Source organism: Herbaspirillum lusitanum (assembly GCF_046025995.1).
Lineage (GTDB): Bacteria > Pseudomonadota > Gammaproteobacteria > Burkholderiales > Burkholderiaceae_D > Herbaspirillum > Herbaspirillum lusitanum_A.
On the sequence record NZ_JAQQFM010000002.1, the window covers coordinates 162820 to 183010 of the forward strand.

14 protein-coding genes are annotated in these 20191 nt (G+C 62.6%); 9 read left to right on the forward strand and 5 right to left on the reverse strand.

Annotated features, from left to right (window positions below; genetic code table 11):
- Positions 1-37 precede the first annotated feature (37 nt).
- Entirely contained in the window at positions 38-226 is a 189-nt protein-coding gene (locus tag PQR62_RS03780) for a hypothetical protein (protein WP_408154973.1), read from the reverse strand.
- On the opposite strand from PQR62_RS03780, the gene PQR62_RS03785 reads away from it, so the two are divergent.
- Positions 225-794, forward strand: a complete 570-nt coding sequence (locus PQR62_RS03785; RefSeq protein ID WP_408155722.1) for a glycine zipper family protein — start codon at positions 225-227, stop codon at positions 792-794. The two genes, PQR62_RS03780 and PQR62_RS03785, sit on opposite strands and share 2 nt — an antisense overlap.
- A 324-nt stretch (positions 795-1118) precedes the next feature.
- A complete protein-coding gene (gene trpS / locus PQR62_RS03790; RefSeq protein ID WP_408154975.1) occupies positions 1119-2147 on the forward strand; it encodes a tryptophan--tRNA ligase in 1029 nt (342 codons plus the stop codon).
- Between the two features lie 90 nt (positions 2148-2237).
- On the opposite strand, the gene PQR62_RS03795 is transcribed toward trpS, so the two are convergent.
- The gene (locus PQR62_RS03795) at positions 2238-3674 is read right to left on the reverse strand and encodes an ATP-binding protein (RefSeq protein ID WP_408154977.1); all 1437 of its coding nucleotides are present in this window, start codon (positions 3672-3674) and stop codon (positions 2238-2240) included.
- A complete protein-coding gene (locus PQR62_RS03800) occupies positions 3671-4399 on the reverse strand; it encodes a response regulator (RefSeq protein WP_408154979.1) in 729 nt (242 codons plus the stop codon). Before PQR62_RS03800 ends, PQR62_RS03795 begins: the two co-directional genes overlap by 4 nt.
- A 272-nt stretch (positions 4400-4671) precedes the next feature.
- Between PQR62_RS03800 and PQR62_RS03805 the strand changes: the two genes are divergently transcribed.
- Complete coding sequence (locus tag PQR62_RS03805; RefSeq protein ID WP_408154981.1) at positions 4672-5232, forward strand: Spy/CpxP family protein refolding chaperone; 561 nt, start codon at positions 4672-4674, stop codon at positions 5230-5232.
- 329 nt (positions 5233-5561) lie between these two features.
- On the opposite strand, the gene PQR62_RS03810 is transcribed toward PQR62_RS03805, so the two are convergent.
- Positions 5562-5825, reverse strand: coding sequence for a hypothetical protein (locus PQR62_RS03810; RefSeq protein ID WP_408155752.1), 264 nt, complete (start codon positions 5823-5825; stop codon positions 5562-5564).
- On the opposite strand from PQR62_RS03810, the gene PQR62_RS03815 reads away from it, so the two are divergent.
- From PQR62_RS03815 to PQR62_RS03830, 4 genes are all read left to right on the forward strand, one after another.
- Positions 5792-7411, forward strand: a complete 1620-nt coding sequence (locus PQR62_RS03815) for an MdtA/MuxA family multidrug efflux RND transporter periplasmic adaptor subunit (protein ID WP_408154983.1) — start codon at positions 5792-5794, stop codon at positions 7409-7411. The genes PQR62_RS03810 and PQR62_RS03815 overlap by 34 nt on opposite strands.
- Positions 7412-7420: 9 nt before the next feature.
- The gene (locus PQR62_RS03820; protein ID WP_408154985.1) at positions 7421-10573 is read left to right on the forward strand and encodes an MdtB/MuxB family multidrug efflux RND transporter permease subunit; all 3153 of its coding nucleotides are present in this window, start codon (positions 7421-7423) and stop codon (positions 10571-10573) included.
- 12 nt (positions 10574-10585) lie between these two features.
- On the forward strand, positions 10586-13822 hold the full coding sequence (locus tag PQR62_RS03825; protein ID WP_408154987.1) for an efflux RND transporter permease subunit: 3237 nt from the start codon (positions 10586-10588) through the stop codon (positions 13820-13822).
- Positions 13823-13921: 99 nt separating this feature from the next.
- Positions 13922-15424 (forward strand): efflux transporter outer membrane subunit, encoded by a 1503-nt coding sequence (locus PQR62_RS03830; protein ID WP_408155724.1) that lies wholly within the window; start codon positions 13922-13924, stop codon positions 15422-15424.
- 82 nt (positions 15425-15506) lie between these two features.
- Here PQR62_RS03830 and PQR62_RS03835 read toward each other — a convergent pair whose 3' ends face one another.
- Entirely contained in the window at positions 15507-17441 is a 1935-nt protein-coding gene (locus PQR62_RS03835) for a chorismate-binding protein (protein ID WP_408154989.1), read from the reverse strand.
- A 264-nt stretch (positions 17442-17705) separates the two neighbouring features.
- Here PQR62_RS03835 and PQR62_RS03840 point away from each other — a divergent pair, with 264 nt between their 5' ends.
- Together PQR62_RS03840 and PQR62_RS03845 are read left to right on the forward strand one after the other, a co-directional pair.
- Positions 17706-19115 carry a DHA2 family efflux MFS transporter permease subunit gene (locus tag PQR62_RS03840; RefSeq protein ID WP_408154991.1) on the forward strand — a complete coding sequence of 470 codons (1410 nt, stop codon included), beginning with the start codon at positions 17706-17708 and terminating at the stop codon, positions 19113-19115.
- A gap of 81 nt (positions 19116-19196) precedes the next feature.
- On the forward strand, positions 19197-20087 hold the full coding sequence (locus PQR62_RS03845) for a DMT family transporter (protein ID WP_408154993.1): 891 nt from the start codon (positions 19197-19199) through the stop codon (positions 20085-20087).
- The last annotated feature ends 104 nt before the right edge of the window (positions 20088-20191 follow it).

Below are 20191 nucleotides of genomic sequence, written 5' to 3' on the forward strand. Positions count from 1 at the left end.
GGCCGCGAACCATTGCGACCGGCACATCAAACCTTCGTCATCTCTTTTCAGCCTGGTCTTCGGCCTGGTTCGGCGTGCTGCGCATCAGCGCAGCACGCAGCTTCTGGCCGGGTTGAGGAAGGCGAGGGTATCGATCAGAAACTGGTCGCATCTTCATCATCAGCATCACTTGAGGCCGTGCCGGCATACCGGCAAGAACGGCAAAGGAATTTATCGTGAAACCCATCTCCAGAGTCTGCAAGGCCGGGGCCACCGTCACCGCACTCGGTACGGCATTGATACTGGGCGGCTGCGTCAGCGTGCCGACCGGGCCGTCCGTCATGGCCATGCCCGGCAAGGACAAATCCTATGAGCAGTTCCGCGCCGATCAGATGGCGTGCCAGCAGTATTCGCAGGAAGCCATCGGCGGCCAGGCGCAGGCGACGCAAAACAATAGCGTCAACAGCGCTGCAGTCGGCACCGCCATCGGTGCGGTGGCCGGGGCGCTGGTCGGTGCGGCGTCCGGCAATGCCGGCGCGGGTGCCGCGATCGGCGCCGGCGGCGGTCTGCTGGTGGGCAGCGCGGCAGGCAGCAATGCCGCGGCCGGCGGCAATTACTCGATGCAGCAGCGCTACGACATGACTTACACCCAGTGCATGTACAGCAAGGGCAATCAGGTCCAGCAGCCGGTGCAGACCACCACCACGACCTACTACTATCATCCGCGCCGTTATTACTATTCGGCGCCGCCACCGCCTCCGGGCTACTACGGCCCACCGCCCACTTATTACGGGCCGCCGCCGGGCGCTTATTGATCACATGCTGTGTGCAGCCCGGCTGCGGCGGCAGGGCAGATCGGCAAACCGCATCCCCGGATGCGGTTTTTGCTTTTGCGCCGCCGATTTTTGCGCCGGGCAGGCCGCTGCACCGCCACATCCCGCGCCCGGCGGTGCTATACTCGCGGCCATGCATTTTCCCTTTCATTTTGCAAAGATTCAGCATTGGTGGCGCGCCTGATTTTGGCGGCCCGTTTTCACACAGCTTGATCATGTGATGCCGCCGGTTCTGGCGGCATTGTTTTTTCCAAGTCAAGACCGCAAGACTGGCGACATTCCGGATACCACGGAACAGGAATAACCATGTCTTCGAACGCTTCAGCCTCCACCGCACGTCCCATCGTTCTGACCGGCGACCGCCCGACCGGCCCGCTGCATCTCGGCCATTACATCGGCTCGCTCAAGTCGCGCGTAGCGCTGCAGGAAACCGCTCAGCAATTCCTGTTGCTGGCCGACACCCAGGCCATGACCGACAACGTCGGCCGTCACCAGAAAGTCACCGACAATGTGCTGGAAGTGGCGCTGGATTATCTCGCCGTCGGCATCGACCCGGAAAAATCGACCATCTTCATCCAGTCGCAGGTGCGCGAGCTGTATGAGCTGTCGATGGTGTTGCTCAATCTGGTCACGGTGTCGCGTCTGGAACGCAATCCCACCATCAAGGAAGAAATCCGTCTGCGCGGCTTCGAGCGCGACATTCCGGCCGGTTTCCTGACTTATCCGGTCAGCCAGGCCGCCGACATCACCGCCTTCAAGGGCCAACTGGTGCCGGTCGGCAGCGATCAGTTGCCGATGATCGAGCAGACCAATGAGCTGGTGCGCCGCTTCAACGCCACGGTCGAGCGCGAAGTGCTGGTCGAGTGCAAGGAAGTGCTGTCCGAAACCGCGCGCCTGCCGGGTATCGACGGCAAGGCAAAGATGAGCAAGTCGCTGGGCAACGCGATTGCGCTGGGCGCATCGCCGGCCGAGATCAAGCAGGCCGTGCATCGTATGTACACCGATCCCAACCACCTGCGCGTGGATGATCCGGGCCAGGTCGAAGGCAATGTGGTGTTTTCCTTCCTCGACGCCTTCGATCCGGATCAGGCGGCAGTGGCCGAACTCAAGGCGCATTACGCGCGCGGCGGTCTCGGCGACAGCGCCGTCAAGCGTCGTCTGGAAGGCATCCTGCAAGACATGCTGGAACCGATCCGCACACGTCGCGAACACTACGCCAAGGACAGAGGCGAAGTGCTGGCCATGCTCAAGCGCGGCACCGAGCGCGCCAGCGCCGCGGCAGCGCAGACCATGTCGGAAGTGAATGCCGCGCTGGGTCTTAATTACTTCGGCTGAGTTCGTTTTTCCACGACGTGCCGTTTCAATGAAAAAGGCCGCATCCCGATCAGGATGCGGCCTTTTTGCTGGCGCCGTGGGCTGGGTGTTTCAGCCGCTGCGTGCCTTGCCCGGCTGTATCGCCGGCAGATCCAGCATGACCTCCAGGCCGCCTTCGGCCGGATTGCGCAGCGTCAGCCGGCCGTGATGATTTTCGGCGATGTTGAGCGCAATGGTCAGGCCCAGACCGGTACCGCCGGTGTCGCGCGAGCGTGAGGTTTCCAGTCGGTAGAAGGGTTCGAACACCGCGTCCAGTTCGGCCTCGGGAATGCCCGGCCCGCTGTCGCGGATGCGGATGGCGATGCGCTGCTGTTCCGGCATGAGGCTGACGCTGACGCGCGCACGCTGGCCGTATTTGCAGGCATTGTCGATCAGGTTGGTCAGGCACCGGCGCAGCGCCCCGGTTTGCGCCATGACGAAGGCGCGCGTGCTGCCTTCGAAGCTCACATCCTGGCCGGCATCGGCGGCATCGGCACAGACGCTGTCGAGCAGCGAATCGATGTCCAGCGCCTGAATCTTTTCGGAAGAATCCATGCTGCGCGCCAGATCCAGTCCTTCGCGCACCATGCCTTGCATCACGCCCAGATCGTCGATCAGCTTTTGCTGCAATTCCGGCTCGCCGACTTTTTCCAGCCGCAGGCGCAGCCGCGTCAGCGGCGTCTGCAAATCGTGCGTGATCGCCGCCAGCATATGGGTGCGATGCTGAATCTGGCGGCGGATGCGCGCCTGCATGGCATTGAAGGCATGCGCCGCCTGGCGGATTTCGGTGGGGCCGGTTTCGGCCAGCGGCGCGCGGTCGATATCGCGGCCGAGATCGGAGGCGGCGTCGGCCAGACGGCGAATCGGGCGCGCCGCCATTTTGGAGACCAGATACGCGAGGATGGCGATCAGCACCAGAAACAGCACCACATACGGCAGACCATCCGGCGAGAAACTGTCGCGGCCGCGGCCGCGTCCGGGCGGCGGTTCACCCGGCATGTGCAGGCGCAGGCGCAACAATGCCTGATCATGCAGGCTGACGTAGACCACACGGCAGGTTTCGCGCTGCGGCATCGGCGCCACCGGCGTGCTGAGTTCGCGTCCCTGAGCGGCGGCGCGGCGCGCTTCCGGCGGCAGGATGCGCGAGGCGCAATTGGTTTCGCGCTGCACCGCTATCTGGCGGTCGCGGCCCAAGCGTTCTTTCAGTATGTCGATCAAGGGGCCGGTGCTGACACTGCTGCCGATCTCTTTGGCGTCGCTGGCGATATTGGCTTCGAAGCCGAAATTGCCGGCCGCCTGCAGCACGATTTCGCGCTGGGCCGGCGGAATGTCGTCGACCGACCAGACGATCTGCTCGATGCGCTCGGCCAGATGCTGGAAGCGCAATTCGCGCAGCGTGCTCTTGCGTTCATTCGAGGCCAGCCAGGTGGTGGCGGCAATCGATACCACGATGCCCGCCAGCAGGATCACAAAGACCCGGTTGGCGATCGAATCGAAAAAATTCTTCATCGCGCCGATTCCGTGCTCACGGTAGTGGCCAGCACATAGCCTTCATTGCGTACGGTCTTGATGATGGCGGGGGTGCGTGCGTCGTCGCCCAGTTTCTGGCGCAGGCGGCTGATCTGAATATCGACCGAGCGGTCGAAAGGGTCGGCTTCGCGGCCTTGCGTCAGTTCCAGCAACTGATCGCGGTTGAGCACCCGGTTCGGATGATCGAGGAATACTTTCAACAGGCGGAACTCCGCACCCGAGAGCGCCACCACCACGCCGTCCTGATTCAGCAGATGGCGCGCGGTCAGATCCAGCGTCCACTGGCCGAAGCGCATGGCCGAAGCGTCCAGCTGCGCCATGTTGGGCGGCAGCGCCTGGGTCCGGCGCAGCACGCTGCGGATGCGCGCGAACAATTCGCGCGGCTCGAAGGGTTTGGCCAGGTAGTCGTCGGCGCCCATTTCCAGGCCGAGGATGCGATCCAGCGGCTCGCCGCGCGCGGTCAGCATGATCACCGGCACGTTCGACGTTGCGCGCAGATTGCGGCACAGGGTCAGGCCGTCTTCGCCGGGCAGCGTCAGATCCAGCACGATCAGATCGATGCGCGACTCCTCCAGCACCTTGCGCATTTCGGCGCCATTGGTGGCGGTCAGGGTGCGAAAACCGTTGCCGTCGAGGTATTCCGCCAGCAGCGTGCGGATTTCGCGGTCGTCATCGACTACCAGAATGTGAGTATTTGTATCCATGCTTTGCATTATGCCCAAATGTGTAAAGCCCAAAAGGCCGATTTGTATATTGGGATATCAAGGTCCGCATTCTACAAACAAGGATACAAGCAGGGCCTGCGCATATACAAAACGATACAAATTGCGCCACAGCGGAAAGATGCCCGATACACGCCGCCGGTTTAATGGGAACCGTGCCAAGACGCAAGACGCACTACCGAGCACCAAGAGATGCGCACCACGGTGCGGATCAGCAGTTCCAAGCAGCAAGATGATCACGAAAGGAATACACCATGTTGAATTTTAAAAATCGCGTACTGAAGGGTCTGGCGGCAGCCAGCATCGGACTGGCAAGCCTGGCAGCGTTTGCCCAGATGCCGCCGGGCGGTATGGAGGGGCACGGCGGTCCGGGCGGGAAGGCGCCGACCGCCGAGCAGATTGCCAAATTCCAGCAGATGCGCGCCAAGCATCAGGCCCAGTTGCACGACAAGCTGAAGATCACCGCCGCGCAGGAAAGCGCCTGGAAGACCTTCATCGACAAGACTACGCCGCAACGTCCTGATCCGGCGGCACGTCCGAACAAGGAAGAGTGGGCCAAGCTGACCACTCCCGAACGCCTGGATCGTCGCCTGGACATGATGAAGAAGGGCCAGGCGCGCGCCGAGCAGCATATCGCTGCGACCAAGGAGTTCTACGCCGCGCTGTCGCCTGAGCAGCAAAAGACCTTCGATGCCGAGTTCGCAAAGATGGAACGTCACCGTTTCGAACGTCGTCACGGTCCGATGGGTGAGCACAAGGGCCCGCACAAGGGCGACAAGCCGGCCGCCGATGGTGCACCCGCACCAGCCCGTTGATCGTCTGGTAAGCAGGTTTGACCGCTGAAAATGAGAAAGCCTTGCACCATCGTGTGCAAGGCTTTCTCACATCTTGGCACTGGCCGTGATTTGAGCCCGTTTTTGCCAGCTGTTGTCCTTGGCGTAGTGCGCATTTGCTGGGTACACTGCCAGCTTCCTTGTAATTCGGATTTTGATTCGAATCTGCGCGGGTTGCGGCTTGAAAAGATGTCGATGTCATCGAGCCGGACAGTTGAGAAAAATACGCCCGCAAAAAGCAAGGGAGGCAGCCGGGGCTGCCTGAGGTCGGCGGAACCAGGTGCGCCAGCCAGGCGCCACGCGCCCGACCCTTATTTCATATGCAATTGAGCAGTGACCAGTAGTAACGCGGCGGTAATCCGGCGATGAAACAATGCCGGATCCGAAGCATGGCTGGCGGCCTGAGCAGGCGCCAGTCGCAACCAGAAAATATCGGATAGCGGCTTGCGCGCGGCAATTGAGTTTGCCGTCGCTTCAGGACGGCATCCGATGTTTTTTAGAGCAATTTCCCTGTGATCAGTTAGTACGTTGGTTTCCCAAAATGACAAATACTCCGAATTCCGGGCAGCACGCATCCGATAATCCAACATCCTCCGGCGAGGGCGGAAATCATCGGGATCGCCGTCCCCCGGCTCGGGGAAGCATTTTGCGGCGCTGGTGGTTCTGGGTCATCGTGGTTTTGCTGGTGGGCGGCGGCGCTTACAAATACTGGCAAAAGCGCCAGGCCGAGATCGAACAGGCCCAGGCGATGCAGGGCATGGGCGGACGTCCCGCTCCGGGCGCCAGAAAAGGCGGCCCCGGCGCCAACTTCGGCGCCATGACCATGCCGGTCGGCGTGGCCACCGCCAAGGTGCAGAACGTCGATATCTATCTGTATGGTCTGGGCGCAGTCACCCCGACCTCAACTGCCACCGTCAAGAGCCGTGTCGACGGCCAGCTGATGAAGCTGCATTTCAAGGAAGGCCAACTGGTCAAGGCCGGCGATCTGCTGGCCGAAATCGATCCGCGTCCCTATCAGGTCGCACTGACGCAGGCCGAAGGTCAGCTGGCGCGCGATCAGGCCCAGCTCAATGCCGCCCGGCTGGATCTGAAGCGCTATCGCACGCTGCTGGATCAGGATTCCATCGCCAGCCAGCAGGTCGATACTCAGGCGGCGCTGGTCAAGCAATATGAAGGCACGGTCAAGGCTGATCAGGGCACGGTCGCCAGCGCCCGCCTGAACCTGACCTATTCGCGCGTCACCGCGCCGATCGGCGGCCGCCTCGGCCTCAAGCAGGTCGACGTCGGCAACATGGTCAGCAGCGGCGACAGCACCGGCATCGTGATCATCACGCAAGTGCAGCCGATCACCGCCGTGTTCAGCATCCCCGAAGACAATATCCCGGCCGTGCTGCGTCAGCTGCAGGCCGGCAAGAAGCTGCCGGCACAAGCCTGGGACCGCGAGCAAAAGAATAAGCTGGCCGACGGCATGCTGCTGACCATCGACAATCAGGTCGACAGCACCACCGGCACGGTCAAGCTGAAGGCGCAGTTCCCGAATACCGATTACGCCTTGTTCCCCAACCAGTTCATCAATGTGCGCATGCAGCTCGATACGCGTGAAAACGCCACCGTGATCCCGACGGCGGCGATCCAGCGCGGTTCGCAAGGCCTGTTCGTGTATGTGGTCAAGGAAGACTCCACTGTCACCGTGCGCAACATCAAGACCAGCGCAGTGCAGGGCGACCTGACGACGGTCGATGACGGCGTCAAGGCCGGCGAAGTGGTGGTGGTGGACGGCATCGACCGCCTGCGCGAAGGCGCCAAGGTGGAAGCGGTGATGCGCGGCGGCGCCGACGATCCGGCCAACAAGCTGACCGAAAAGGCAGGGCCGGGCGCGCGCCGCCACGGCAAGCGCGGTGAAGCTCAGCCCGGCGCAGGCGCGGATGCCAGCGCCCAGAACGCTCAGAATGCTTCGCCTGAAGAACGCCAGAAGCGTTGGGAAGAGATTAACAAGCGCATCGACGCCGGCGAGTTCGGCGAAGAAATCCGCAAGCTGCCGGAAGACCAGCGTCGCCAGAAAATGGCCGAACTGCGGCGTCAGCGTGAAGGCGGCGCCTCTGTCCCTGCTGCCCCCGCCGCTGCTACAGCTCCGACACCTGCTCCGGCCGCCGGCAAATAAGGCGCGCGCATGAATCCCTCACGCCTGTTCATCCTGCGGCCGGTTGCCACATCCTTGCTGATGCTGGCGATCCTGCTGGTCGGCATCGTCGCCTACCGGCAATTGCCGCTGTCGGCTTTGCCGGAAGTCGATTACCCGACCATTCAGGTGGTCACGCTGTATCCCGGCGCCAGTCCGGATGTGATGACTTCATCGGTCACCGCGCCGCTGGAACGCCAGTTCGGCCAGATGCCCGGCCTGAAGCAGATGTCGTCCACCAGCTCGGGCGGCGCCTCGGTCATCACGCTGCAATTCAATCTGGATCTCAACCTCGACATCGCCGAGCAGGAAGTGCAGGCCGCGATCAATGCCGGCGGCAATCTGCTGCCCTCCGATCTGCCGATGCCGCCGGTCTACAGCAAGGTCAATCCGGCCGATACGCCCATCATCACGCTGGCGGTCACCTCCAGAACCATGCCTCTGCCCAAGGTGCAGGATCTGATCGATACGCGTCTGGCGCAAAAGATTTCGCAGTTGTCGGGCGTCGGTCTGGTCAGCCTGTCGGGCGGCCAGCGTCCGGCTGTACGGCTGCAACTGAACCCGCGCGCCGTCGCCGCGCTGGGCATGAATCTGGATGACGTGCGCACCGCCATCGGCAACGCCAACGTCAATCAGGCCAAGGGCAGTTTCGACGGCCCCACGCGCGCCTCCACCATCGACGCCAACGACCAGCTACGTTCGGCCGATGAATACCGCAATCTGATCATCGCCTACAAGAACGGCGCGCCGATCCGCATTTCCGACGTGGCCGACGTGGTGGACGATGCCGAAAACGTGCGTCTGGGCGCCTGGGCCAATGAATCGGCGGCGGTGATCGTCAACATTCAGCGCCAGCCGGGCGCCAACGTGATCGCCGTGGTCGACAGCATCAAGAAGATTCTGCCGACCTTGCAGGCCAGCCTGCCGGGCGCCATCGACGTCCAGATTCTGACCGACCGCACCACCACCATCCGCGCCTCGGTATCGGATGTGAAGTTCGAACTGATGCTGTCGGTGGTGCTGGTGGTGATGGTGATCTTCATCTTCCTGCGCAATGTGCCGGCCACCATCATTCCCAGCGTGGCGGTGCCGCTGTCGCTGGTGGGCACCTTCGGCGTCATGTATCTGGCGGGTTTCTCGATCAACAATCTGACGCTGATGGCGCTGACGATCGCCACCGGCTTCGTGGTCGACGATGCCATCGTGATGATCGAGAACATCTCGCGCTACATCGAAGAGGGCATGAAACCGATGGAAGCAGCGCTGAAAGGCGCGCAGCAGATCGGGTTCACCATCATCTCGCTGACGTTTTCCCTGATCGCCGTGCTGATTCCGCTGCTGTTCATGGGCGATGTGGTGGGGCGCCTGTTCCATGAATTCGCCGTGACGCTGGCGGTGTCGATTCTGATTTCCGCGGTGGTGTCGCTGACGCTCACGCCGATGATGTGCGCGCGTCTGCTGCGTCACGTGCCTGACAACGAACAGGGCTGGTTCTATCGCAAGAGCGGCGATTTCTTCGACCGCGTGGTGGCGCGCTACGGCCTCATGCTGGAATGGGTGCTGGCGCGTCAGGCACTGACGCTGATGGTGGCGGTCGGTACCTTGCTGCTGACCGTGCTGCTGTATGTGTTCGTGCCCAAGGGCTTCTTCCCGGTGCAGGATACCGGCGTGATCCAGGGCATTTCCGAAGCCACGCAATCGGTGTCGTTCGCGGCCATGGGGCAGCGTCAGCAGGCGCTGGCAAAGATCGTGCTGCAAGACCCTGCGGTGGAAAGCCTCTCATCCTTCATCGGCGTCGACGGCACCAATGCCACGCTCAACAGCGGCCGCATGCTCATCAATCTGAAGCCGCATGAAGAGCGCGACGTCAGCGCCAGCGACGTGATCCGCCGCCTGCAGCCCAAGCTGGCGCAGAACGTGCCGGGCGTGACGCTCTACATGCAGCCGGTGCAGGATCTGACGATTGAAGACAGCGTCAGCCGCACCCAATACCAGTTCACGCTGGAAGATGCGGACGCCAAGGTGCTCAGCGCCTGGGTGCCGAAACTGGTGGAGCGCCTGCAACAGGAATCCGTACTGGCCGATGTTGCCAGCAACTTGCAGGACCGCGGTTTGCAGGCCTATGTGGAAATCGACCGCGATGCGGCGTCGCGTCTCGGCATCACCACCGCCGGCATCGACAACGCGCTGTACAACGCCTTCGGCCAGCGCCTGATCTCGACCATCTACACGCAATCGAATCAGTACCGCGTGGTGATGGAGGTCAAGCCGGAATTTCAGCGCGGGCCTGAGGCCATGGACCATATTTTCCTGGTCACCTCGGCCGGCAAGCAGATTCCGCTGTCCAGCATCGCCACCGTCACCGAGCGCACCGCACCGCTGGTGGTCAATCACGTAGGTCAGTTCCCGGCCACCACGGTGTCCTTCAATCTGGCGCAGGGCGCATCGCTGGGTGAAGCGGTCAAGGTGATCAAGGCGGCCGAGAAGGAAATCGGCATGCCGTCGTCTACCGTGACCAACTTCCAGGGCGCGGCGCTGGCCTTCGAGGCTTCGCTGTCGAACACCCTGTGGCTGATTCTGGCGGCCATCGTGACCATGTACATCGTGCTGGGCGTGCTGTACGAAAGCTATATCCACCCGATCACGATTCTTTCGACCTTGCCCTCGGCCGGCGTCGGCGCCTTGCTGTCGCTGATGATCTCCGGTTCCGACCTCGGCATCATCGGCATCATCGGCATCATTCTGCTGATCGGCATCGTCAAGAAGAACGCGATCATGATGATCGACTTCGCGCTGGAAGCCGAGCGCAACGAAGGCAAGACCCCGCGCGAGGCGATCTATCAGGCCTGCCTGCTGCGCTTCCGGCCTATCCTGATGACCACCATGGCGGCCTTGCTGGGCGCGCTGCCGCTGATGCTGGGTACCGGCGTCGGTTCCGAGCTGCGCCAGCCGCTGGGCATCACCATGGTCGGCGGTCTGCTGGTGTCGCAGGTGCTGACGCTGTTCACCACGCCGGTGATCTATCTGACCTTCGACCGTCTGGCGCGCCGCCTGCGCCGGCGCTTCGGCCAGCGTGAATTTGGTCGCGGCGATGATGAAGATGGCGACGCGCACCAGCCTGCACCGCTGCCGCCTGCAGTCTGAGTCCGGGACACCATGAATATTTCACTCCCGTTCATCAAGCGTCCGATCGCCACTACCTTGCTGACCATCGGCATTGCGCTGGCCGGCATGGTGGCGTTCCGCCTGCTGCCGGTGTCGCCGCTGCCGCAGGTGGATTACCCGACCATTTCGATCTCGGCCTCGTTGCCGGGCGCCAGCCCGGAAACCATGGCCGCGACCGTGGCGACGCCGCTGGAGCGTGCGCTCGGCGCCATCGCCGGCGTCACCGAGATGACCTCCACCAGTTCGCAGAACTCCAGCCGCATCACCCTGCAGTTTGAACTGACGCGCGACATCGACGGCGCCGCGCGCGACGTGCAGGCCGCGCTGAACGCTGCGCGCAGCCTGCTGCCGACCGGCATGCCGAGCAGTCCCAGCTATCGCAAGGTGAATCCGGCCGATGCGCCCATCATGATTCTGGCGCTGACTTCCAACACCATGACGCAGGGCCAGATGTACGACGCCGCCGACAGCATCCTGGCGCAGAAACTGTCGCAGGTGCGCGGCATCGGCCAGGTCAGCGTCGGCGGCAGTTCGCAGCCGGCGGTGCGCATCGAGCTCAATCCGACCGCGCTCAACAAATACGGCATCGGCAGCGCCGACGTCCGCACTGCGGTGGCGGCCACCAACGCCAATCGCCCCAAGGGCATTCTGGAAGACGGCGACCGCAACTGGCAGATCTACGCCAACGATCAGGCCAAGACCGCCGCCGAATATGCACCGCTGATCGTGTCTTACCGCAACGGCTCGCCGGTGCGGGTGCGCGATGTGGCCGAGGTCAAAGACTCGGTGGCCGACGTGCGCAATGCCGGCTCCGCCAACGGCAAGCCTTCGGTGCTGGTGATCCTGAACCGGCAGCCGGGCGCCAACATCATCGAAACGGTGGACAGCGTGCGCGAGCTGTTGCCGCAACTGAACGCCTCCATCCCTTCTGCCATCGACATGAAAGTGGTGATGGACCGCTCGCCGACCATTCGTGCATCGCTCAAGGAAACCGAGTTCACTCTGATGCTGTCGGTGGGCCTGGTGATCCTGGTGGTGTTCCTGTTCCTGCGCAATGCGCGCGCCACCTTCATCCCGGCGATTGCGGTGCCGGTGTCGCTGATCGGCACCTTCGGCGTGATGTATCTGCTCGATTACAGTCTCGACAATCTGTCGCTGATGGCGCTGACGATTGCCACCGGCTTTGTGGTGGATGACGCCATCGTGGTGCTGGAAAACATTTCGCGCCATATCGAAGCCGGCATGAAACCGGTGCAGGCCGCCTTGCAGGGCGCCAAGGAAGTCGGCTTCACGGTCTTGTCGATGAGCATTTCGCTGATCGCGGTGTTCATCCCGATTCTGCTGATGGAGGGCATCGTCGGCCGCCTGTTCCGCGAGTTCGCGATCACGCTGTCGGTGGCGATTCTGGTGTCGCTGGTGATTTCGCTGACGACTACGCCGATGATGTGCGCGCGTCTGTTGCGGCACGATCCGCGGCGCGATGAGGAGATCAAAAGGCGTCGTCATCCCTGGCTGCAAAAGCTGTACGACGCCACCGAAAACATCTTCAACGACATGCTGCTGGGCTATGAGCGTTCGCTGACCTGGGCGCTGCGTTTTTCGCCGCTGATGATGATCGTGCTGCTCGCCACCATCGTGCTCAATGTGTATCTGTACAAGGTAGTGCCCAAGGGCTTCTTCCCGCAGCAGGATACCGGCCGGCTGGTGGGCGGGATTCGCGGTGATCAGGCGATCTCCTTCCAGGCGATGAAGGTCAAGCTCAACGAGTTCATCGACATCGTCAAGGAAGATCCGGCGGTGTCGGATGTGGTGGCCTTCACCGGCGGCGGCCGGCGTAACGCCGGCAACATGTTCATCACGCTCAAGCCGCTGTCGGAGCGCAAGATTTCGGCGGACCGCGTGATCGGCCGGCTGCGCGGCAAGCTGGCGCATGTGGCCGGCGCCAACCTGTTCCTGCAACCGGTGCAGGACATCCGCATCGGCGCGCGCCAGAGCGATTCGCAGTATGAATACACGCTGCAGTCGGACGATCTGAATCTGCTGCGGGTGTGGGAGCCCAAGATCCGCCTGGCGTTTTCCAATCTCAAGGAACTTGAGGATGTGAGCACTGATCAGCAGGACAAGGGTTTGCAGACCACGCTCACCATCGACCGCGAAACGGCGATCCGCATGGGCGCCACGCCGCAACTGATCGATTCGACCCTGAGCGATCTGTTCGGGCAGCGCCAGATTTCCACCATCTACAGCGGCATGAACCAGTATCACGTGGTGATGGAGGCGGCGCCGCAATACTGGCAAAGCCCGGAAACGCTGAAGAACACCTATGTCAGCCTGACCGCCACCAGCAATCTGTCGCCGACCACCTCGGCGCTGAGCACGCCGCCGACGCTGACCTCGGCCGGCAAGCTGGCCTCGAATTCCAGCCTGTCGCAGACCTTGTCGACTGCCGTCTCGCGCCAGGCGCCGCTGTCGTCGTTCGCCAGCTTTGCGCCGACCAGCGCCGCGCTGGGCGTCAGTCATGAAGGCCAGTTCATTGCCTCCACGCTGTCGTTCAATCTGGCCGAAGGCGTGTCGCTGTCGCAGGCGACCGAAGCCATCAATGTGGCGCTGGCGCGGCTGGGTGTGCCGACTGCCGTGCACGGCAGCTTTGCCGGCACCGCCAACGCCTTCCAGTCGTCGATGAGCAGCCAGCCGCTGTTGATTCTGACGGCGCTGCTGGCGGTCTACATCGTGCTCGGGATTCTGTACGAAAGCCTGATCCATCCGATCACCATCATCTCGACCTTGCCCTCGGCCGGCGTCGGCGCCTTGCTGGCCTTGCTGGTCACCGGCACCGACTTCAGCCTGATCGCCCTGATCGGTGTGATCCTGCTGATCGGCATCGTCAAGAAGAACGCCATCATGATGATCGACTTCGCGCTGGATGCCGAACGCAATCGCGGCATGACGCCGCGCGACGCCATCTTCGAAGCCTGCAAACTGCGCTTCCGCCCGATCATGATGACCACCATGGCGGCCTTGCTGGGTGCGATCCCGCTGGCGATCGGCCACGGCGACGGCGCCGAGCTGCGTCAGCCGCTGGGGATTTCGATTGTCGGCGGCCTGCTGGTGAGCCAGTTGCTGACGCTGTACACCACGCCGGTGGTCTATCTGTATATGGAGCGCCTGCGCCTGTGGGGCCATCGCAGCTTCGGCCGCCGCAAGCACGCAGAAACATCGGCGGCCTGAAGCATGTGCAGATACATGCCCATGCCGGCCGCCACGGAGAATGAAATGAAACACACCGCGAGATTCAACCCGATGCAGATCAAAGTAAATGCCTCAGCCATGCCTGGCGCACTCAAACCGGCGCTGCTGGCCTTGTCCCTGAGCATGCTGCTGGGCGCCTGCTCGGTCGGTCCTGACTATGTGCGACCGCAGATGGACGAGTCGCCTGCCGCCTTCAAGGAAGGGCAGGACTGGAAACCGGCGCAGCCGCGCGAGCTGGCGCTGAACGGCAACTGGTGGGAAATGTTCGGCGACCCGCAACTCAATGCGCTGATCGCTCAGATCGATATCTCGAATCAGAATCTGGCGCTGGCGGAAGCCAATTTCCGCCGCGCCATGGCGCTGGTGCAGGGTTCGCGCGCGAACTACTCGCCGACGCTGGATGCCACGGCCTCGGCCACGCGTTCGCGTTCTTCCAGCGTATCAAGTTCGTCGAGCTCGTCCAGCGCCGGCGTGCGCAATTCCTACAGCTTCGGCTTGAATGCAGCCTGGGAAGTCGACGTCTGGGGCAAGGTGCGACGCGATGTCGAAGCCAGCGAAGCCAGCGCCCAGGCCAGTGCAGCCGACCTGGCCGCCGCCCGCCTCAGCGCGCAGGCGCAGCTGGCGCAAAACTATCTGCAACTGCGCATTCTGGATGCCCAGCAAAAGCTGCTGGAAGACACGGTCGAGGCCTACCAGCGTTCTTACCAGCTGACCCAGAATCAATACGCAGCCGGCTTCGTCGCCAAGTCCGACGTGATCCAGGCGCAGACTCAGTTGAAGACGGCACAGGCGCAAGCGCTCGACAACGGCGTTTCGCGCGCCCAGCTGGAACACGCGATTGCGCTGCTGGTCGGCAAGACGCCCTCCAATTTCTCGCTGCCGAAAGCACCGCTGGAAGCCGCCACACCGCCGGTGCCCAATGGTATTCCATCGATGCTGCTGGAGCGCCGTCCCGATGTCGCTGCGGCTGAACGGCGCGCCGCTGCCGCCAATGCCCAGATCGGCGTGGCCAAGGCCGCCTATTATCCGAGCCTGACCCTGTCGGCCTCAGGCGGCTATCAAAGCTCGACCTTTGCCGACTGGTTTTCGCTGCCGGGCCGGGTCTGGTCGCTGGGACCGCAACTGGCGCAATCGATTTTCGACGGCGGCGCCAAGCGCGCGCTGACGGCCCAGGCGGTGGCGTCCTATGACGCCACCGTGGCCGAATACAAGCAAGCCGTGCTGACCGCCTTCCAGGAAGTGGAAGACAACCTCGCCAGCCTGCGCATTCTGGAGCAGGAAGCCGTGGTGCAGAATGAAGCGCTGCAATCGGCGCGTCAGGCCGTCACGCTGGTGAACAATCAGTACAAGGCCGGCACCGTGAGCTATGTCAATGTGATTACCGCGCAAGCCACCGCCCTGGCCAGTGAGCGTTCGGCGCTGGACATCCTGAACCGCCGCATGGCCGCCAGCGTATTGCTGACCAAGGCCCTGGGCGGCGGCTGGAGCGATCAGAATCTGAATGAGTTGCAGCCGCTGGCGAAACAGTCGGAAGAAAAGGCGCAGGCGGAGCGCGATGCGCAGAAGCGACGGGCGCAGTAGGCAGATGATGGCGGTTTTTATTTGCTGAGCTTGTTGAAACGGATTGAGCCCGGGGGGCGCAATCCGGCCACCCGTTTCAATGTCAGCCGGTCAATTCGGCCAACACCACGCGCACCGCGCCACGCAAGGCATTGCACACCACAATTTCTTCGGCGCTGATCAACTGCCGGCGGCTGACCACGGCTTCCTGTGCATTCCATTCGGGAGCGTTCAGCAGCACGCTGCGCATCACACCCGGCAGTACGCCCGCCGACAAGGGCGGCGTTAGCCACACGCCATCCAGCTTCACGAACACATTGCTGCGTCCGCCTTCGGTCAGCTCATCGCGTTCGTTGAAGAACAGCATGTCGAACCCCCCCAGGTTTTCCGCCGCACGCCAGGCCTGATCATAGATTGCGCGTACCGAGCTTTTGTGGCGCAGAAATAGATCGGCGCTGTTCATCGTCTGCGGCGCGAGGAAGACGTTTACGTCCGCTGGCAAGGGCGTCAGCGCGGCATGTTGCAGCGCGATGCGGCCGTCCTGATGCAGCGACAGTTTGAGGCGATAAGCCTGCCCGTCCTCAGTCGTTGTGGGGGTTGGTGTTGGTAAGCCGGCGCAGGTCTGATCAAGCGCCTGGCGGATTTTATGTTCCTCGAAGACAAAGCCGAAGCTCGCCGCGGAGGTGCGCAGCCGCTGCAGATGCAGCTCCAGATGGCGACAGCCTTGCGCCGTGGCATACATGGTTTCGAACAGGCTGAAATCCTGCGCCAGACCGGTGAGGAAGCTGGCCTTGAGTTGGCATTCGGCGTACTCCGACGCCGCGTCGCTGTCGTAGACGATGCCGGCGCCTACCCCGAGCACACCGCGCCGCAAGCTTCCGGGGCGCTGATCTTCAGGCGCCTCCAGCACCAGCGTGCGGATCGGCACCGAGAGGCAGAAGTCGCCGATGGCCGGCGTGCCGGATGGCGTCTGACGCGGCGCATCGAACCAGCCGATGGCGCCGGTGTAGAGTCCGCGCGGCTGGCTTTCCAGCTCATCGATGATCTGCATGGTGCGGCGCTTGGGCGCACCGGTGATCGAACCGCAAGGGTAGAGCGCGGCGATGGCGTCGGGCAGCGTGGTCTGCGGGCGCAGACGGGCATGGATGGTGGAGGTCATCTGCAGCACCTGACCGTAACGGCGCACGTCGAACAGATGCGGCACCTGCACGGAGCCGGATTCGGCGATACGGCCGAGGTCGTTGCGCAGCAGATCAACGATCATCAGATTCTCTGCGCGATTCTTTTCGTCGATGCTGAGCGCCAGCGAGCGCTGCGCATTGATGGCGACGGCATCGGCTTCGTCATCGGCGGCGGCGCGTGCCGTGCCTTTCATCGGTTTGGCTTTCAGCAGGCCCTGGCGATGCGAGACAAACAGTTCGGGCGAGAACGACAGCACGCTGCGGCCATCTGCGCACTGTATGAAAGCGCCGTAGGGCACCGGCTGGCGGCGGCGCAGGCGGCGATACAGCGCGGTCGCCGAGCCGAAGGCTGAAAAATGCAGGCGGTAGGTGTAGTTGACCTGATAAGTGTCGCCGGCCGCGATGTAGTCGCGAATGCGGGCGATGGCGGCGCTGAACTCCTGTTCGTCGACGCTGGCGCTGACATCGCAGACCCCGGCATGCTGCGGGTTGATGTCCGCCTTGCGGTTCTCCTGGGCGGCCTGTTGCTCAAGCCAGATGTCGACCTGTTCACGACTCAGATGACGGCATTCGTCAAACAGCAGCACTTGCGCCAGCGGCAAGCCGGCGGCACCCGCATGCGATCCGGCGGGGATGTCGTGCAAGGCGGCGCCCAGCTCATAGGTCCACAGCGCGACGGCATGCAGGCCTTGCTGCAGCGCCTGCTGCATCTGCTCCAGCATCAGCGGAAACGCGGCGGCATCAGCGCAGCTCAGGGCCTGGCGATAGCCGGTATAAAGCCGCGAGCGGGGTTCCGCCGGCGAGGCCTGGTAATCGTCGAGCAGGGCGAAGCAATTGGGCATGGACTTGTACGGCATTGAGGGTGTGTGGTTCTGGCTGTTGCGGATGGCGCGCTCAGGCGGCGACTCAGCTTGCAGGCGGTTTTCACCCGACAGTCGGCCCCGGCAGGTGCGCCCGGCAGCATCATAGCTTAAACGGTATACTGGGCGGCTGTCCTGCGGGCTTCCTGCTCGATATCGCTTCAGAGTCTCATTGCCCGAATTCAGACCGGGTACGCTGTTCCGGTTCCTGTTTTTTCAGACAGTTTTCAGCTTCTTTCCTGCTTCTCTCATATTGCGCCGATGTCCGCTCCCCGCACTTTCACCATCCCGCTGATCATTGCCTGTGCCTTGTTCATGGAACAGATGGATTCCACGGTCATTTCGACCTCTTTGCCGGTGCTGGCGGTGGACATGGGTGTCGATCCCATTTCGCTGAAACTGGCGCTGACTTCCTACCTCGTCAGTCTGGCCGTGTTCATCCCGATCAGCGGCTGGATGGCGGATCGTTTCGGCGCGCTGACGATTTTCCGCTCGGCGATCTGTGTCTTCATGCTGGGTTCCATCCTGTGCGGCGTGTCGAACAGCTTGCCGGAGTTCGTGGCGGCGCGTTTCTTTCAGGGCATAGGCGGCGCGATGATGGTGCCGGTCGGGCGCCTCGTGATTCTGCGCAGCGTGGACAAGGCCAATCTGGTCAAGGCGCTCAGCTATCTGACCATTCCTGCATTGTTCGGCCCGGTGCTGGGGCCGCCGCTGGGCGGCTTCATCACGACCTATTTCCACTGGCGCTGGATTTTCTTCATCAATATTCCGATCAGCATTCTCGGCCTGTATCTGGCGACGCGCTTCATTCCCAACACCAGGGCCGACAGCATGGCGCCGCTGGACTGGCCCGGTTTCGTGTTGTCGGCGCTGGGCTGTTCGTTGCTGATGATGGGCCTGGCGACCGCCGGACGCCATCTGGTCTCCAGCGATATCTCTCTGGCCTGCGTGGTGCTGGGGGCGCTCAGTCTGGCGGCCTATGTCTGGCATGCACGTCGCACGCCGACGCCGCTGATCGATCTCAAGTTGCTCAAGATTCCGACGCTGCAGGCGGGCGTATTCGGCGGCTCGCTGTTCCGCCTCGGCATCGGTGCGATTCCTTTTCTGCTGCCGCTGATGCTGCAACTGGGCTTTGGTTTCTCCGCCTTCCATTCGGGCTTGCTGACCTGCGCGTCGGCGGCCGGCGCCATGTTCATGAAAACCATCGCGGCGCGCATTCTCAAGCGCTATGGTTTTCGCCGGGTGCTGGTGATCAACGGTGCGCTGGGCATCGTATCGCTGGCCTGCATCGGCCTGTTTTCAGCGACTACGCCTTATCTGGTGATGTTCATCGTGCTGCTGATCGGCGGCTGTTTCCGCTCGCTGCAATTCACCAGCCTGAATGCGATTTCCTACGCCGATGTCGAAAGCCGCAGCCTGAGCCAGGCCACCAGCATCGCCAGCGTCGCGCAGCAGTTGTCGGTCGGCATGGGCGTGGTGCTGGCCGGATTTGCGTTGCAAGTGTCGAACCAGTTGCAGGGCCATGCGACGCTGGTGACCCAGGATTTCTGGCCGGCTTTCCTGACGGTGGCGCTGGCCGCTTCGTTCTCGATTCCGCTGCTGCGCAGGCTGCCGGCCAATGCCGGTTCCGAGATGGCGGGGCGCGAACAAAGCAAGACTTCGTCGGCCTGAGTGAAGCCGGCTGGCCGGCGCAGGCTTGGGGTAACCCGGCGGCAACTCAATTCTGTATTCGATTTTTTGGCGAGCGACAACATGCAATACCGATATATGGCTTTCCCGTTGGGCGCCGTGCTGATCTGGGCGATGAATACCATCGTCAACAAGCTGGCGGCGGGCGTGATACCGCCTGAGGATATTTCCTTCTATCGCTGGGTGTTGGCGGCGCTGCTGCTGACGCCCTTCATGCTGAAGCCGGTCTGGCAGAGGCGCGCCGATTTTCGGCCCTATCTGCTCAAGATCGGCGCGCTGGCATTGCTCGGCATGGTGCTGTTTCAGAGTCTGGCTTACGTTGCCGCGGTGACGTCATCGGCCACCAGCATGGGCATGATCGCCTCATTGATGCCGCTGCTGACGCTGCTGCTGAGCAGTCTGTTTCTGCGCGAACCGCCAACCCTGGGCACCTTGCTGGGCGGCATTCTTTCGCTGTTCGGTCTGATGATCCTGATCGGCAAGGGGCATCCCGCTGATTTGTTTACCAACGGCGTGGTGATCGGCGATTTCCTGATGCTGATCGCGACCATTGCCTATGCCTTGTACGGGGTGCTGCTGCGTCGCTGGGCCTTGCCATTCCCGACCTGGCAACTGCTGTACATGCAGATTCTGATCGCGGTGGTAGCGTTGACGCCTGGCTACATCCTGGGGGCGCATTCAGCGCTGACGGCGGAAAACATCCCGCTGATTCTGTTCGCCGGGATTGCCGCTTCCATTGTTTCGCAATTCCTGTGGATGCGCGGCGTGGCGCATCTGGGCGCCAGCTACGCCACCGTCTTCATGAACTTGTTTCCCATATTTACCGTCATAATCGCTGTGCTGGCCCTGGGCGAAACCTTGCATGCGTATCATGCGATCGGCGGCGGTATCACTCTGGTCGGAGTGGTGCTGGCGCAGATCCTGAAACAAAAGCTGGTGCGCCGGGCCGCCTGAACTTCCGCCGGATCATCCATCCAGGCGCTTGCACGGACCGGCACCGCCGGAGGGAGCCGGCAAGCACCGGCGGCCAATAATAATGCGCCTTCACGCTGCCGTGA